Source organism: Microbacterium sp. TWP3-1-2b2 (assembly GCF_049896145.1).
In the GTDB taxonomy this organism is placed as follows: Bacteria; Actinomycetota; Actinomycetes; order Actinomycetales; family Microbacteriaceae; genus Microbacterium.
This window is the reverse complement of the sequence record NZ_JAFCTS010000001.1, coordinates 1,565,652-1,580,136: the sequence shown is the minus strand read 5'-3', so window position 1 is coordinate 1,580,136 and position 14,485 is coordinate 1,565,652. Positions and strand designations below refer to the sequence as shown.

14 protein-coding genes are annotated in these 14,485 nt (G+C 67.2%); 7 read left to right on the top strand and 7 right to left on the bottom strand.

Features of this window, described 5'->3' with window-relative positions:
* Positions 1-3 precede the first annotated feature (3 nt).
* From hpaE to ACP7AR_RS07895, 3 genes are read right to left on the bottom strand one after another with little or no spacing between them, the layout of a single operon-like run.
* Positions 4-1,500: a 5-carboxymethyl-2-hydroxymuconate semialdehyde dehydrogenase gene (gene hpaE / locus ACP7AR_RS07905; RefSeq protein ID WP_426184468.1), complete on the bottom strand. Its 1,497-nt coding sequence runs from the start codon at positions 1,498-1,500 to the stop codon at positions 4-6.
* 13 nt (positions 1,501-1,513) lie between these two features.
* A complete protein-coding gene (locus ACP7AR_RS07900) occupies positions 1,514-2,191 on the bottom strand; it encodes a GntR family transcriptional regulator (protein ID WP_426184466.1) in 678 nt (225 codons plus the stop codon).
* Positions 2,188-3,705, bottom strand: a complete 1,518-nt coding sequence (locus ACP7AR_RS07895) for a fumarylacetoacetate hydrolase family protein (protein ID WP_426184464.1) — start codon at positions 3,703-3,705, stop codon at positions 2,188-2,190. The genes ACP7AR_RS07900 and ACP7AR_RS07895 overlap by 4 nt, the downstream gene beginning before the upstream one ends.
* A 138-nt stretch (positions 3,706-3,843) precedes the next feature.
* On the opposite strand from ACP7AR_RS07895, the gene ACP7AR_RS07890 reads away from it, so the two are divergent.
* The 7 genes from ACP7AR_RS07890 (at position 3,844) to ACP7AR_RS07860 (ending at position 11,321) form a co-directional block, all read left to right on the top strand.
* Positions 3,844-5,217, top strand: a complete 1,374-nt coding sequence (locus ACP7AR_RS07890) for an MFS transporter (protein WP_426184462.1) — start codon at positions 3,844-3,846, stop codon at positions 5,215-5,217.
* A gap of 72 nt (positions 5,218-5,289) precedes the next feature.
* On the top strand, positions 5,290-7,155 hold the full coding sequence (locus tag ACP7AR_RS07885) for an FAD-dependent monooxygenase (protein WP_426184460.1): 1,866 nt from the start codon (positions 5,290-5,292) through the stop codon (positions 7,153-7,155).
* 190 nt (positions 7,156-7,345) lie between these two features.
* Positions 7,346-8,302: an ABC transporter ATP-binding protein gene (locus tag ACP7AR_RS07880; RefSeq protein WP_426184458.1), complete on the top strand. Its 957-nt coding sequence runs from the start codon at positions 7,346-7,348 to the stop codon at positions 8,300-8,302.
* Positions 8,303-8,304: 2 nt separating this feature from the next.
* Positions 8,305-9,066: an ABC transporter permease gene (locus ACP7AR_RS07875; protein ID WP_426184456.1), complete on the top strand. Its 762-nt coding sequence runs from the start codon at positions 8,305-8,307 to the stop codon at positions 9,064-9,066.
* Between the two features lie 10 nt (positions 9,067-9,076).
* Complete coding sequence (locus tag ACP7AR_RS07870; RefSeq protein WP_426184454.1) at positions 9,077-10,249, top strand: sensor histidine kinase; 1,173 nt, start codon at positions 9,077-9,079, stop codon at positions 10,247-10,249.
* On the top strand, positions 10,246-10,866 hold the full coding sequence (locus ACP7AR_RS07865) for a response regulator (RefSeq protein WP_426184452.1): 621 nt from the start codon (positions 10,246-10,248) through the stop codon (positions 10,864-10,866). Before ACP7AR_RS07870 ends, ACP7AR_RS07865 begins: the two co-directional genes overlap by 4 nt.
* A gap of 83 nt (positions 10,867-10,949) precedes the next feature.
* Entirely contained in the window at positions 10,950-11,321 is a 372-nt protein-coding gene (locus ACP7AR_RS07860; protein ID WP_426184450.1) for a VOC family protein, read from the top strand.
* 10 nt (positions 11,322-11,331) lie between these two features.
* On the opposite strand, the gene phnN is transcribed toward ACP7AR_RS07860, so the two are convergent.
* Genes phnN through phnL form a run of 4 tightly spaced genes read right to left on the bottom strand, consistent with a single transcriptional unit; the run spans position 11,332 to position 14,484 of the window.
* Positions 11,332-11,889 carry a phosphonate metabolism protein/1,5-bisphosphokinase (PRPP-forming) PhnN gene (gene phnN / locus ACP7AR_RS07855; RefSeq protein ID WP_426184448.1) on the bottom strand — a complete coding sequence of 186 codons (558 nt, stop codon included), beginning with the start codon at positions 11,887-11,889 and terminating at the stop codon, positions 11,332-11,334.
* On the bottom strand, positions 11,886-13,064 hold the full coding sequence (locus ACP7AR_RS07850) for an alpha-D-ribose 1-methylphosphonate 5-triphosphate diphosphatase (RefSeq protein ID WP_426184446.1): 1,179 nt from the start codon (positions 13,062-13,064) through the stop codon (positions 11,886-11,888). The genes phnN and ACP7AR_RS07850 overlap by 4 nt, the downstream gene beginning before the upstream one ends.
* Positions 13,064-13,744, bottom strand: a complete 681-nt coding sequence (locus ACP7AR_RS07845) for a DUF1045 domain-containing protein (protein WP_426184444.1) — start codon at positions 13,742-13,744, stop codon at positions 13,064-13,066. The genes ACP7AR_RS07850 and ACP7AR_RS07845 overlap by 1 nt, the downstream gene beginning before the upstream one ends.
* A complete protein-coding gene (phnL, locus tag ACP7AR_RS07840) occupies positions 13,741-14,484 on the bottom strand; it encodes a phosphonate C-P lyase system protein PhnL (protein WP_426184443.1) in 744 nt (247 codons plus the stop codon). Before phnL ends, ACP7AR_RS07845 begins: the two co-directional genes overlap by 4 nt.
* Position 14,485 lies beyond the last annotated feature (1 nt).

The following is a 14,485-nucleotide window of genomic DNA, read 5'->3' as shown; positions in this document are numbered from 1 at the left end:
TCCTCACTGCTTTCCGAAGACGGGGTTGTGGACCTCGCCGAGGTTGATGTGCACGGCCTGCTGGTCGGTGTAGAAATCGATCGAGCGGTAGCCGCCCTCGTGTCCGAGTCCTGAGGCCTTCACGCCGCCGAAGGGGGTGCGCAGGTCCCGCACGTTGTTGCTGTTCAGCCACACCATGCCCGCCTCGACCTCGCCGGCGAAATTGTGCGCGCGCTTGAGGTCGTTCGTCCAGATGTATGCGGCGAGGCCGTACTTGGTGTTGTTCGCCAGGGCGAGAGCCTCGGCATCATTCGCGAACGGCGTGATCGCGACCACGGGTCCGAAGATCTCCTCCTGGAAGATCCGCGCGTCGGGGTAGACGTCCGCGAACACGGTCGGGGCGACGTAGTTGCCCGTGTCGAAGCCCTCCGGTCGTCCACCTCCGGCGACGAGTCGGCCCTCGGTCTTACCGATCTCGACGTAGCTCATGACCTTGTCGTAGTGCTCCGGGTGCACGAGCGCGCCCACCTCGGTCTCAGGATCGTTCGGCAGGCCGACCTTGACGCGCTTCGCCTGTGCGGCGTACTTCTCGACGAACTCGTCGTAGATGGACTGCTCGACGAGGATGCGGCTTCCGGCGGTGCAGCGCTCGCCGTTGAGGGAGAACACCCCGAAGATCGTGGCGTTGACAGCCGCATCCAGATCTGCGTCGGCGAAGACCACGGCCGGCGACTTGCCGCCGAGTTCCATCGACAGCCCCTTGAGGTGCGGGGCGGCGTTGGCGAAGATCAGCTGGCCGGTCGAGCTCTCGCCCGTGAACGAGATGAGCGGCACATCCGGATGCTTGACCAGCGCATCACCGGCATCCTCGCCGAGACCGTTGACGAGGTTGAAGACCCCCTTGGGCAGGCCGGCCTCCTCGAAGATCCCGGCCCACAGCGACGCCGACAGCGGTGTGAACTCGGCAGGCTTCAACACGACGGTGTTTCCCGTGGCCAGCGCGGGGCCGAGCTTCCACGACTCCAGCATGAACGGCGTGTTCCACGGAGTGATGAGGCCGGCCACGCCGATCGGCTTGCGGTTGACGTAGTTGATCTGGCGGCCAGGCACCGTGTAGGTGTCGTCCGCCTGCGCGACGATCAGGTCGGCGAAGAAACGGAAGTTCTCCGCGGCGCGACGTGCCTGGCCCAGGGCCTGCGTGATGGGAAGGCCGGAGTCGAAGCTCTCCAGCTCGGCGAGACGCTGATCGCGCGACTCGACGATGTCGGCGATGCGGTGCAGCACGCGCGAGCGCTCGCGCGGGAGCATCTTCGGCCATGGTCCTTCTTCGAACGCGCGCTTGGCAGCCGCGACGGCGAGGTCGATGTCCGCCTTCTTGCCGGCAGACGCCGTGGTGTAGTTCTCGTTCGTGACCGGATCGAGCACGTCGAAGGTGTCTCCGTCCACTGAGTCTCTGAACGCGCCGTCGATGTAGTGCTGGATCTGATCGGGCAGGTCAGCGGGGATGCGTGAATCGGTCATGGTTCCTCCGGTGTCAGTGGACGTGCGTGCCGACGGCTTCGTCGGGGTGTTCTTTCGTGAGGTACGCGTCGAGCGTGGCCGCGTGATGATCGCGCGCGGCACGCTCGATCTCGATCACGGGAGCGCCGTTCTCGATCAGTGCGACGATGTGCTCGTGCTCGCGCACTGATTCGTGCGCACGGCCGGGAACGAAGCTGAACGTCGAATCGCGCAACCGGTTCAGCCTCGCCATCTCGAGGGTCACCAGCTCGTGCAGACGCGGATTCGGGCAGGGAGCAATCAGCGCGGCATGGAACTGCTGGTTGAGCTGGGTGAAAGCCGGCGGGTCGAAGTGATCGAGGGTCTCGATCATCCGCGCATTGATCGCACGCGCCAGTCGTAGATCGTCGGCGTTCAGATGGCGAGCCGACATCGCGGTCGCGCTGCCCTCGAGGATGCTGAGCGCCTCCATGCTGTGCCGGTACTGGGAGTCGTCGACCATGGCGACCCTCGCGCCGACGTTGTGCTCGAAGTGCACGAGCCCCTCAGCCTCCAACTGGCGGATCGCCTCCCGCACCGGCACGACACTCATGTCGAGCTCGCCGGCGATGGTTCCGAGCACCAGTCGGTAGCCGGGAGTGTAGGTCTGGCCGGCGATGCGCTCCTTGATCCAGCGGTATGCCTGCTGCGACTTGCTGAGCATCTTCGTCATGCGCGATCACCTTCGGTCCCGCGCGAGGCCTCGTACGTCGTTCGCCACTGCGCATTCATCGGAAACAGTCCGTCGACCGGATGTCCCGCCTGCACCTGCACGGCGATCCAGGCATCCTCGTCCTCCTGGGCGAGTGCCGCGTCGACGACCTCGGAAACGATGGACGGCGGGATCACGATCACTCCGTCTCCGTCTCCGACGATGATGTCGCCGGGCTGCACTGCTGCGCCGCCGCAGCCGATCGTGACGTCCAGCTCCCACGGCACATGCTTGCGCCCGAGCACCGACGGGTGCGCGCCCCGGGAGAACACCGGCAGACCGATGCGGGCGACCTCGTCGAAGTCGCGCACGCCGCCGTCGGTGACGACACCAGCCGCGCCGCGGGCCGTGGCGCGCAGTGCGAGGATGTCGCCGAGTGTGCCGGTGGTGGCATCCCCTCTGGCCTCGATCACGATGATCTCGCCTTGGTCGACGGCGTCGAACAGACGCTTCTGCGCGTTGTAACCGCCGCCGTGGCTGGTGAACAGGTCCTCGCGGGCCGGGATGAAGCGCAGCGTGCGCGCGGTGCCCACGATCTTCACTCCGGGCAGGTTCGAGGCGACTCCGTCGATGAAGCACGAGTGGAGCCCGCGCTTGCGCAGCTGGGAGGAGAGTCCTGCGGTCGGCGCCTTCTCGAGCTTGGCGCGCAGTTCGGGAGAGAGGCCGGGGTGAGTCTTCGACGCTTCGACAGGCTCAGCGAGCGAAGACGCGTCTGGTGCGTCACCTGTCGAAAGACCCGCCGCTTCTGCCGAACCCCATGCTTCGGTGCGCTGCGTGTCATCGACCGACGGCATGGACCCGAGCGTCTCATCGAACGGCGCGTCGCCCTGCGTGACCGTGGTGACCAGACGCCCTGAAGACGGGGCGCCAGGAGCGGACGGGGCGTCGACCTCGACCTCGACGACATCGCCTGGGACGATGACCGAGGATCCCGCTGGCGTTCCGGTGAGGATGATGTCGCCCGTATCGAGCGTGAAGTGCTGTGACAGGTCGGCGACGAACTGCGCGAGAGGGAAGATGAGCCCCGATGAGTTGTCGTCCTGGCGCAGCTCGCCGTTGACCCACGTGCGCACCCGGATGTCAGTGGGGTCGACGGATCGAGCATCGATCAGGTCAGGGCCGAGCGGGGTGTACCCGTCGCCGCCCTTCGAGCGCACGTTCGAGCCCTTGTCGTTCGCCCGCAGGTCGTAGAGGCCGAGGTCGTTCGCGGCGGTGATGGATGCCACGTGCGACCAGGCGTCCTCGATGCTGACGTGGCGGGCGGGTGCGCCGATCACGAGGGCGATCTCGCCCTCGAAGGCCAGCAACTCGGTGCCGGCCGGACGTTCGACGATGCCGCCAGGGGCTGCGACGGAGCTTGCGACCTTGAAGAAGTAGGAGGGATGCGCGGGGCGCCGGCCGCGCTGCTCGGCACGGGACGCGTAGCTGAGGTGGACCGCGATGATCTTGCCGGGGCGGGCATTCGAGTCCGTCACGTGAGGCGCCTCCTTGCGTCGTGAGCATCGCTCTTGTGCGATGTATTTGAAATCGTATATCATCCCGACAGCGGGTGGCAAGCATCGCTTCGACTCGAAAGCGGCCACCCGGACAACGACGTCACACAAGGAGCTTCAATGACTGATCAGCCCGGCTTCACGCCGACAGGCACCATCGCCAGCGCCGCGGATCGACGGCGCGTCGTGTTCGCGACGGTGGTCGGCACCACCGTCGAGTGGTACGACTTCTTCATCTACGCTACGGCCGTCGGCCTGGTCTTCGGACAGCTGTTCTTCTCCGCGCTCGGCACGAACACCGTGATCCTCGGATTCGCGACAGTGGGCATCAGCTTCCTGTTCCGCCCGCTCGGCGCCTTCCTCGCTGGCCACTTCGGAGACAAGCTCGGCCGCAAGCGCGTGCTGATGTGGACCCTGATCCTGATGGGGGCCGCCACCGCACTCATCGGCCTGCTGCCCACCGCAGAGGTCATCGGAGTCGGCGCTCCCATCCTGCTCGTCCTGCTGCGTATCCTGCAGGGCATCTCGGCCGGTGGCGAGTGGGGCGGCGCCGTGCTGATGGCTGTCGAGCACGCGCCCAAGAAGAAGCGCGGCATCTTCGGCGCTTCTCCGCAGATCGGTGTGCCGCTCGGTCTGCTGCTGGCATCCGGTGTCATGGCGATCATGACCGCGATCGCACCCGGTGACCAGTTCCTCGCGTGGGGCTGGCGCATCCCGTTCCTGCTCAGCGTCGTGCTCATCCTGATCGGCTACTACGTGCGCCGCAACGTCGAGGAGAGCCCGGTGTTCGCCGAGCTCGCCGCACGCAAGGAGAAGGCGCAGATGCCGATCGTGCAGCTGTTCCGCAAGCACGCGCTGCTCGTCCTCGTCGCCGCCCTGGTGTTCGCGGGCAACAACGCGATCGGATACATGACCACTGGTGGCTACATCCAGGGCTACACGACCGACCCCGAGGGGCCGATCGGCCTCGAGCGCGGTCCAGTGCTCTGGGCGGTGACGGGGTCTGCCGTCACCTGGCTCCTCACCACTCTCCTCGCGGGGTGGATCTCCGACCGGATCGGTCGTCGCAACACCTACATCATCGGATGGATCCTGCAGCTGGGCGGTGTGATCCTGCTCTTCCCTCTCGTCAACACCGGCAGCATCGGCTCGATCTTCGCGGCCCTCGCGATCCTCACGATCGGTCTCGGCTTCACATACGGGCCGCAGGCGGCGCTGTACACCGAGCTGTTCCCGGCATCCATCCGGTTCTCCGGTGTCTCGATCTCTTACGCGATCGGCGCGATCCTCGGCGGCGCGTTCGCCCCGACCATCGCCGCAGCGATCGTGGACGCCACCGGTTCGACCGAGATGGTCACCTGGTATCTCGCCGGCATGACACTGATCGGCCTGATCGCGACGCTCCTGCTCCGCGACCGCAGCGGGATCCCGCTGGGGCCGGATCACGAGGAAGCGCAGTCGGTCAGCCCGATCCGCGGACTCGCCAAGGCCTGATACATCGCCTGATACATCCTCCTGGGGCGGATGCCGCCGCATCCGCCCAGGGATCAAGAAGAAGGAGTTCCGATGCAGTTCCATCACCACGGCTATGTCTCGCAGGACCCGCGCATCGTCGCGCCGGCGGGCACCGGTGTCGATCGCCCTGCCGAGCTGCCGGACGAGATGGACGTGCTCATCGTGGGCTCCGGTCCCGCAGGCATGCTGCTGGCGGCGCAGATGTCACAGTTCCCCGGCGTCACCACGCGGATCATCGAGCAGCGTGATGGACGGCTCGTACTCGGGCAGGCCGACGGCATCCAGCCGCGCAGCGTCGAGACGTTCCAAGCCTTCGGATTCGCCGAGCGCATCACGGCCGAGGCGTACAACATCGCGTACATGAACTTCTGGGGGCCGGACCCGGAGAATCCGAGCGAGATCATCCGCACCACACGCACTGAGGACTACGGGCTCAAGATCAGCGAATTCCCGCACCTCATCGTGAACCAGGCCCGCGTCCTGGACTACTTCGCCGAGGCTGCCGCCGACGGACCGGCGCGCATCGTTCCCGACTACGGCGTCGGCTTCGTCGGCCTCACAGTGCAGGACGACGGGGACCATCCGATCGAGGTGCGCGTGCGATACACCGCAGGACCGCGGCAGGGCGAGGAACGCACCATCCGTGCGAAGTACGTGATCGGCAGCGACGGCGCGCGCAGCGGTGTGCGCGAGGCGATCGGTCGCGCCCACGTCGGGGCGTTCTCCGCTCATGCATGGGGCGTCATGGATGTGCTCGTGAACACCGACTTCCCCGATTGGCGCACCAAGTGCGCCATCAACGCTGAGGCGGGCAACATCCTGCATATCCCGCGTGAAGGCGGCTACCTCAGCCGCGTGTACGTCGACCTCGGCGAAGTCGCCGAGAACGACAACCACCAGGTGCGCAGGACCCCGATCGAAGCCATCATCGCGAAGGCCAACGAGATCCTGCATCCGTACTCGCTGGATGTGAAAGAGGTCGCATGGTCGAGCGTGTACGAGGTCGGTCATCGTGTCACCGACGGATTCGACGACGCCTTGGACGTCGAGCGCGCCCCGCGCGTGTTCCTCACGGGCGACGCCTGCCACACGCACAGCGCGAAGGCCGGACAGGGCATGAACGTCTCGATGCAGGACGGATTCAACCTGGGTTGGAAGCTCGGAGCAGTGCTCACCGGGCGAAGCCCCGAATCGCTGCTCTCGACGTACTCGGCTGAGCGGCAGCCGGTCGCGCAGCAGCTGATCGACTTCGACAGGGAGTGGTCCTCTCTGATGGCGCGGAAGCCCGAGGAGATCTCCGACCCGCAGGAGCTGTCGAACTACTACCTGGCGACGGCCGAGTTCCCGTCCGGTTTCATGACGCAGTACACGCAGTCGGCGATCACCGGGGCGGATGAGCATCAGGCACTCGCGGCCGGCTTCCCCATCGGGAGGCGCTTCAAATCGGCCGAGGTCGTGCGTGTGTGCGACGGCAATGTCGTGCATCTCGGGCATCACGCCAAGGCCGATGGGCGCTGGCGTGTGTATGCCTTCGCGGACGCCTCCGGCGCGCGACTTTCCGAGTGGGCGGCGGGTGTCGCGCCTGTCGTCGAGCGCTTCACTCCGGTGGATGCCGATGTGGATGCCGTGATCGACGTGAAGGCGATCCACCAGCAGGCCTTCGAAGACATCGACATCATGTCGGTGCCGTCGCTGTTCCTGCCGAAGACCGGCCCGCTGGGCCTGACCGACTGGGAGAAGGTGTACACCGCTGCCCCCAACGCCTGGTCGAAGACCGACATCTTCGCCGAGCGCGAGCTTTCACGCGACGGCGTGGTCGTTGTGGTGCGCCCCGACCAGTACGTGGCCGCGGTGCTGCCGTTGGATGCCGTGTCCGAGCTCGACGAGTTCCTGTCCGGCGCGTTCCTGCCTGCCTGAGTGCTCGAACCTTCGTCGGCTGGTCGGAAAACCAGGACCATCTGGCGTGTCGCCGGCGTGTCGCACCTCGGCGCGCCGGCGACACGCGGACACGTCTGTGTTCTCCGATCAGGCTGACATGACACGTGTCATGCGAATGACGTGACAGCGGCCTCCGGATTCCGCACCCTGCAGCGGCCAGGCTGGAGGCATGAGCACAGCAGCAGGCACATTGACGCCGACGAGGGCGACTGACACAGCATCCGACACGGCCGTCGCCATCTCGGGACTGCGCAGGCACTACGGCCTGGGCGACCGCACGGTGAAGGCCGTCGACGGCGTGGACCTCAGCATCAGTCGGGGCGAGATCGTCGCCCTTCTCGGCCCGAACGGCGCGGGTAAGACGACCACACTCGACATGCTCCTCGGACTCACCGATCCCAGCGAGGGCACCGTCTCGGTATACGGCGAGAAGCCGGCCAAGGCGGCCAAGGCCGGCGTGATCGCCGCTGTGCTGCAGACCGGCGGACTCCTGTCCGACCTCACCGTCCGCGAGACGGTCGAGGTGATCGCCTCCCTGCACGGTCGTGAAGCGCTCTCGCGCGTGCCGGATGTGCTCGCCCGTACCGACCTCGAATCGATCGCGCGTCGCCGGATCGCCAAGTGTTCAGGCGGCGAGCAGCAGCGCGTGAAGTTCGCCCTCGCTCTGGTGGCCGACCCCGACATCCTCGTGCTCGACGAGCCGACCGCAGGCATGGACGTCACCGCCCGCCGACACTTCTGGGACGTCATGCGCGCTGACGCGGATGCCGGACGCACCATCGTGTTCGCCACGCACTACCTCGAGGAGGCCGAGCAGTTCGCACGCCGCACGGTCGTGATGCACCGTGGACGACTCGTCGCGGATGCACCGACCGCTCAGCTGCGCGCCAACCTCGGCGGGCGCACGCTCGCTGCCACGTTGCCGGCGTCGGGCGCGGACGACCTCGTCCGGGAGTTGACGGCGACCGACGGAATCACCGACGTGCGAGTGGATGCGGAACGGGTGAGCATACGAGCGCTGGATTCGGATGCCGCGGCATCCGCCCTTCTGAACGCAGGGGCGCACGATCTGGAGATCGCCGCGCCCACACTCGAAACCGCCTTCACGGCCCTGACGGAGGACTGATCATGACCATGTCGATCTCACCCACGATGATGCGCGTCGAGGCGATGCGCCAGATCCGCAACCCCTACACCCTCGCGTTCACCCTCGGGATGCCGGTGGCGATGTACCTTCTGTTCGGCGCGAGCATGGGCTACGGCTCCGGCCCAGCGGGGCACGGCAACGTCAAGTTCTACGTCATGGTGTCCATGGCTGCCTACGGCACCGCTGTCGCGATGAGCTCGATCACGTCGCTCGCCGCCACCGAGGCGAAGCAGGGCTGGGGTCGCCAGCTCGCGATGACGCCACTGGGCACCGCCGGCTACGCGGTGATGAAACTCCTCACGGCTGTCGCCTTCGCCGCTCTCGCGATGATCGCCGTCTTCGCCGCTGGCATGCTGACAGGAGCCGAGGTGACGGATTCCTGGCGGTGGTGGGCGTCGGCGGGGATCATCCTCACCGTCGGCCTCATCTACGGTCTCTACGGCCTCGGGGTCGGGCTGTTCTTCAACTCGGACACGGCAGCGGCGCTGGCATCCATCTCGATGACCTTCTTCGCGTTCTTCGGAAACGTCTTCATGCCTCTTGACGGGGTGATGCTGGACATCGCCCGGTTCACTCCGCTCTACGGTTTCGTCGCGCTGAGCCGCTGGCCGCTCACCGACGGCGTGCTCACGACGGGGCAGGCCGACCCGCTGTGGATGATCGCGTTGAACATCGTCGCGTGGCTCGCGGTGTTCGCGGTGCTCGTCGCCGCCGGGGTCAAACGTTCGCGGTCGCGCCGATAAGGTCGACAGCATGGCGGATGACGTGACCAGAGACGCCGCGGCGGCGTCGGCGGCCGGCGCCGTTCCGGCGGCCTGGGCGGCACCGGGGAGCCGACACCGCCGAGGCGGCGCCGGCTCACCCTGGGAGCGGTTCGGTTGGGTCATGGCGGCGGTATGGCTCGTGTTCCTCGGTTACCCTCTGATGGCACTGCTTCGCTCCGAAGCCGCGCAGATCTGGGTCACCACCGGCTGGATCGCACTCGGGGCCTTCGTCGTCATCTATGTCGCCGGATTCATGAACGGCATGAGCTTCGGCGGCGGAGGACTCACCACGCCACCCAAGCCGATCCAGTGGGCGGCGTTCGCTGCGATGATCGCGTGCGCCGCGCTGACTGTGCCTGCCGTCGCCGGATCCGCTTTGAGCTTTCTGCCGTTCATCATGTCGTTCGCGTCGTACGGACTCACCCGAATCGCGCACTGGATCACGTTGGTTGCGTGCGTCGCGGTCACGGCCATCGTGGTCGTTTTCACGCCGCTCGGTGTGGCGTACCTGCCGATCCTCGCGATCATCGTGCTCCTCGGCGTGGTCAACACCGTCTCGACGACGCTGATAATCCGCTCTGCCGAGGCGGAGGTATTGGGCTTGGAGCTCGCGACGAGCGAGGGACGCGAGGCTGTCGCTCGCGATGTCCACGATCTGGTCGGACACTCGCTGACCGTGGTGAGCCTGAAGGCGCAGCTCGTGCGCCGGCTCATCGACAGCGATCCCGAGCGCGCAAAGGCCGAACTCGCTGACATCGAGTCGCTGACGACCGAGGCCATCGCCGGTGTGCGGGCGACCGTGGCCGGTGTGCGCAGCGCCGCACTCATCGAGCAGCTGGCGTCATGCCGTGATGCGCTGCAGTCAGCCGATGTGGTGATGCACGTGGAGGGAGACGCCGGGGCACTCTCGCCTGCGCAGTCACTGACGGCGAGCTGGATCCTCCGCGAGGCGACGACCAATGTGCTGCGCCACGCCCGAGCCCGATCAGTCACGGTGGGCATCGCGCCGGGGATCTTCACGGTGGTCGACGACGGCGCGGGTTATGACGGCGGCGAAGGCAACGGAGTGCGGGGAATGCGCGAACGCGCCACGACAGGCGGGGCCACGTTCGATGTGCGCGCGGGGGAGAACGGCGGAACGCGCGTGGAGGTGACCTGGTGACCGAAGACGGCCCGATCCGCCTGGTGGTCGTCGATGATCAGGCGATGCTGCGAGGCGCGCTCACTGCTCTGCTCGAGCTCGAGGAGGATCTCACGGTCGTCGGCGTCGCCGGAGATGGTGCGGAAGCGATTCAGGTGGTGACGCAGACGTCGCCTGATGTGTGCCTCATGGATATCCAGATGCCGGGCATGGACGGCATCGCCGCGACCAGGGCGGTGCGGTCGGCGAACGCGGGCACGCGGGTTCTCATCGTGACGACGTTCGCGAGGCCCGGCTATCTGCGCGCGGCGCTGGATGCCGGGGCGAGCGGCTTCGTTGTGAAGGACGCGCCGGCGGAGCAACTCGCTGACGCAGTGCGCCGCGTGCACGCCGGGTTGCGGGTCGTCGATTCCGCGCTCGCCGAGGCCAGCGTCTTCGAAGGCGCGAATCCGCTCAGCGAACGCGAGCAGCAGGTGCTGCGACTCGCGGCCGACGGTCGCAGCGCCGCGGCCGTCGCGTCGGAGATATTCCTGTCGGCGGGGACGGTGCGCAACAACCTGTCGGCGGCGATCGGCAAGGTCGGCGCGACGAATCGGGCCCAGGCCGTGCGGATCGCTCAGGACAAGGGATGGATCTGACCTCCTGGAGGGTGCGCGATGTCGGAGCCTGGGCGTAACTTTGACGCTGGCAGGGCGCCGATGCCCGTCAGGAGGAGCACGTCATGGACTGGAAGATCGAACTCATCTTCGTGCCGGTGACCGATGTCGACCGCGCGAAGGACTTCTACGTGAAGATCGGCTTCAACGCCGATCATGATCACGTCCCGTACGAGGGTCTGCGCTTCGTGCAGATGACGCCGCCGGGATCAGCGTGCTCGATCGCTTTCGGCAATGGCCTCGGCGGCGACCTCGAGCCGGGCATGCAGAACACCATCCAGGTCGTGGTGCCGGATGCCGACGAGGCGCTGGCTCACCTTCGCGAGGTCGGTGTCGAGGCGAACGGCGTCGATGAACAGGCGTGGGGCCGGTTCGTCACGTTCGATGACCCGGACGGGAACACCTGGACGCTGCAGCAGATTCCTGACAGGAGCTGACTCCGGTCGATCAGCGCGGCACGACGTCGCGCACGTCGCGGAGGAACTCGACGAGTTGCACGCAGGCCTCGTCGAGGGTGCCGTCGTTGACGATCTCGAGGTCGACAGGGTGCTCGGGTGCGGGATCGGCTCTGGCGACGCGCGCTGCGGCGTCGGCGCGGTTCTCACGGCCGCGCGCGATGATGCGGGCCAGGCGGATCTCGTCCGACACCGTGATGCGCACGACACGCGAGTCGCCGAACAGAGCGGGCAGTTGCGCGATCACCCCGCGTGAGACGTTGGCCACCACCACGCCTCCTGCAGCGACGGTCTCACCTGCTGACGCCGGGATGCCGTAAGAGAGCCCATGCGCACGCCACGACAGCGACAGGGCACCGTGAGCCTCGGCATCCGCGAAGTCGTCGTCGGTGACGGAGATGCACTCTTCGCCCTCACCCGTCGGCCGGGTGATGAGGCGGCGGGGGAAGACGATGTCGTCACGATCGGCCAATGCGGCCTTGGCGCGCTCGATGATGGTGTCCTTGCCCGCCCCGCTCGGGCCGACGATGGCGACGAATACGCCGCTCACGCGACTCGCGTCCCTTCACGCCACACGCCGCGCACGATCGGCAAGGCCGAGCCGAGTGGATGCTGCTCCGTGGATGCCCCGGCGTATGCGTGCACGCGGACGAGATCAGCGCGCATGCCGGTGGCGATGCTGCCGCGATCGTCGAATCCGGCCGCGCGCGCGGGGTTGGCGCTCACGAGCGCGACGCCCTGCGGCAGGCTCACGTCGCCACCGTCGAACAGATGGAAGACCGCGTGCAGCAGGCTCGAGGGCACATAATCGCTGGAGAGGATGTCGAGCAGTCCGAGCCTGAGCAGATCGGTGGCTGCGACGTTGCCCGAGTGCGAGCCGCCGCGGATGATGTTCGGAGCGCCCATGACGACGAGCTGACCGGCGGCGCGGGCGGCGCGCGCAGCCTCGATCGTCGTGGGGAACTCCGAGATGCGCACGCCGGCAGCAGCCGACTCATCGATGTGGGCTTGGGTGGCGTCGTCGTGCGCGGCGATCGTGATGCCGCGGCCGGTGGCACGCTCGACCATCAGGCGCCGGTTGCCGTCGGAGAACTGTGCCGAGTAGCCGTGCAGCGCCGCGACGTGCTCGTCGAACTGCTCGTTCGACAGGCTGTGCTTTCCGACCATGTACGTGCGGAACGCCTCGACGTCGGCGTACTGGCGTTGACCAGGGGTGTGGTCCATGAGCGAGATCAAGCGCACGCGCTCGTGGCCGCCGATGTCGTCGAAGACCTCGACGACGTCAGGAGTCGCGACCTCGCAACGCAGGTGCACGTAGTGATCGGCGCGCAGCAGACCCGCCTCGGCGGCATGCACGACGGCGTCCATGAGGGTGCGCGCCTTGCCCGACAGCCGGTTCTCGCCGGGACCGCTGCCGATCCTCAGTGCGTCGAGCACGGTCGTCATGCCCGAGGCCGCCATCTGCGCATCGTGCGAGATCACGGCCGGGATCGGATCCCAGAACCGCTTGGGTCGCGGCTGGTAGTGCCCTTCGATCTGGTCCGTGTGCAGTTCGACGAGCCCGGGCAGCAGGTAGTCCTCACCGAGGTCCTCACCGGATGCGCTGCCGAGAGGTGGGTGTGGATCCGTCGAGATCTCGACGATCCTGCCGTTCTCGAAACGCACGGATCCGTGCACGATCTCCCGCTCGAGAACCATGCGCGCATTGGCCAGAGTGTGTGACATCAGACATTCTCCCGTGGGGATCGGAGGGCGAAGGGGTGGACGGAGAGCAGTTCGAACGACGCCCCAGGCGCCGGCTCGACGCAGATCGCGATCGCGGTGAGCGGCACGTCGACACCGCTGACCTGCGTGAAATGCGCCTCGAGCGCGGCGTCGATCTCTGCAACGCGGTCGTCGGGCACGGCATCCGTGAGCGTCAGGTGGAAGCGGAACTCATCGAGCACGTAGGGATAGCCCCAGCGCTCGAACAGCTCATGCTGTCGCGGCGTGAGCTGCTCGGGTCGGCGCCGGGCGATGTCGGCGCCGCTCAGCGGCGCGCGGAAATCGTCGAAAGCCTGGACAGTTTCGGCGGCGAGCATCGTGAGCTCCGCCTCGCGTCCAGGGCTCGGCACGAGCGCACGGAACGCGCCGATCGTGGTGGCATGGGGTGCCGGTATGACGAGCGACCTGCGCGCCGCGGCGAACGCATCGGCCGCCGCGGACAGCTCTGCCTCTGTGCGGCCGTCCGCCAGATGCATCGGCGCCTTGAGCGTGGCGTGGAACCCGTACCGGCGGGCATCCGTCGTGAGATCCTGCACTTCCCGTCGGGCGAACCACGCTTCGGCGGTGGCGCGCAACCGGACGGCCTCCGCGGCGTCGCAGTCCTGAGCCCCCGGCACCGCATAAACGGCGTACCTCGTCACGCCGCCACACCCTCGCGCGTCGGCGTGAACGCCTGCACGTCGACCATGGAGTCCGCGACGGCGTCGCGCACATCGGCGTCGTGGAAGATCGCGAGCATCCCTGACCCTCTGTCGAGACTCTCGCGGATCAGCTCGATCACGACCGCGCGGTTGCGGGCGTCGAGCGATGCGGTCGGCTCATCGAGGAGGAGCAGCGGTCGATCGATGATGAACCCACGCGCGATGTTGACGCGCTGCTGCTCGCCACCGGAGAACGTCGCCGGCGGCAGTTTCCACAGTCGTTCGGGGATGCTCAGCCGCGTCAGGAGCGCGCCGGCACGATCGCGCGCCGCCTCGCGATCGACGCCGCGCTCGAGGAGCGGTTCGGCGACGACGTCGAGTGCGGGTACACGGGGTACCGCGCGCAGGAACTGACTGACGTATCCGAGCGTCTTGCGACGTGCAGCGAGCACCTGCCGGGGCTGCGCCGTGACGAGATCCAGCACGTCACCGTCGTGGCCGAGCAGTATGCGCCCCGAGTCTGCGCTGTAGCTGCCGTAGATCATCTTCATCACGGTGCTCTTGCCTGCGCCGGATTCACCCCCGAGCACCACACACGCCCCCTGCGGCACATCGAAGGTCAGGCCGTTCAGAACCGGGAGTCGCAGCGAATCCTGCAGGTGAAGGGTGAACGTCTTCGCGACGTCGATCACGGAGAGCACCGTGCGCCCGGGCAGTTCGTGCGGTTCGTTCTGTGTCATG

What these genes read in the sequence shown, in the direction of transcription:
- hpaE (WP_426184468.1), bottom strand. Translation starts at nt 1,500, where the DNA reads ATGACCGATTCACGCATCCCCGCTGACCTGCCCGATCAGATCCAGCAC.
- ACP7AR_RS07900 (WP_426184466.1), bottom strand. Translation starts at nt 2,191, where the DNA reads ATGACGAAGATGCTCAGCAAGTCGCAGCAGGCATACCGCTGGATCAAG.
- ACP7AR_RS07890 (WP_426184462.1), top strand. Translation starts at nt 3,844, where the DNA reads ATGACTGATCAGCCCGGCTTCACGCCGACAGGCACCATCGCCAGCGCC.
- ACP7AR_RS07885 (WP_426184460.1), top strand. Translation starts at nt 5,290, where the DNA reads ATGCAGTTCCATCACCACGGCTATGTCTCGCAGGACCCGCGCATCGTC.
- ACP7AR_RS07880 (WP_426184458.1), top strand. Translation starts at nt 7,346, where the DNA reads ATGAGCACAGCAGCAGGCACATTGACGCCGACGAGGGCGACTGACACA.
- ACP7AR_RS07875 (WP_426184456.1), top strand. Translation starts at nt 8,305, where the DNA reads ATGACCATGTCGATCTCACCCACGATGATGCGCGTCGAGGCGATGCGC.
- ACP7AR_RS07870 (WP_426184454.1), top strand. Translation starts at nt 9,077, where the DNA reads ATGGCGGATGACGTGACCAGAGACGCCGCGGCGGCGTCGGCGGCCGGC.
- ACP7AR_RS07860 (WP_426184450.1), top strand. Translation starts at nt 10,950, where the DNA reads ATGGACTGGAAGATCGAACTCATCTTCGTGCCGGTGACCGATGTCGAC.
- ACP7AR_RS07850 (WP_426184446.1), bottom strand. Translation starts at nt 13,064, where the DNA reads ATGTCACACACTCTGGCCAATGCGCGCATGGTTCTCGAGCGGGAGATC.
- phnL (WP_426184443.1), bottom strand. Translation starts at nt 14,484, where the DNA reads ATGACACAGAACGAACCGCACGAACTGCCCGGGCGCACGGTGCTCTCC.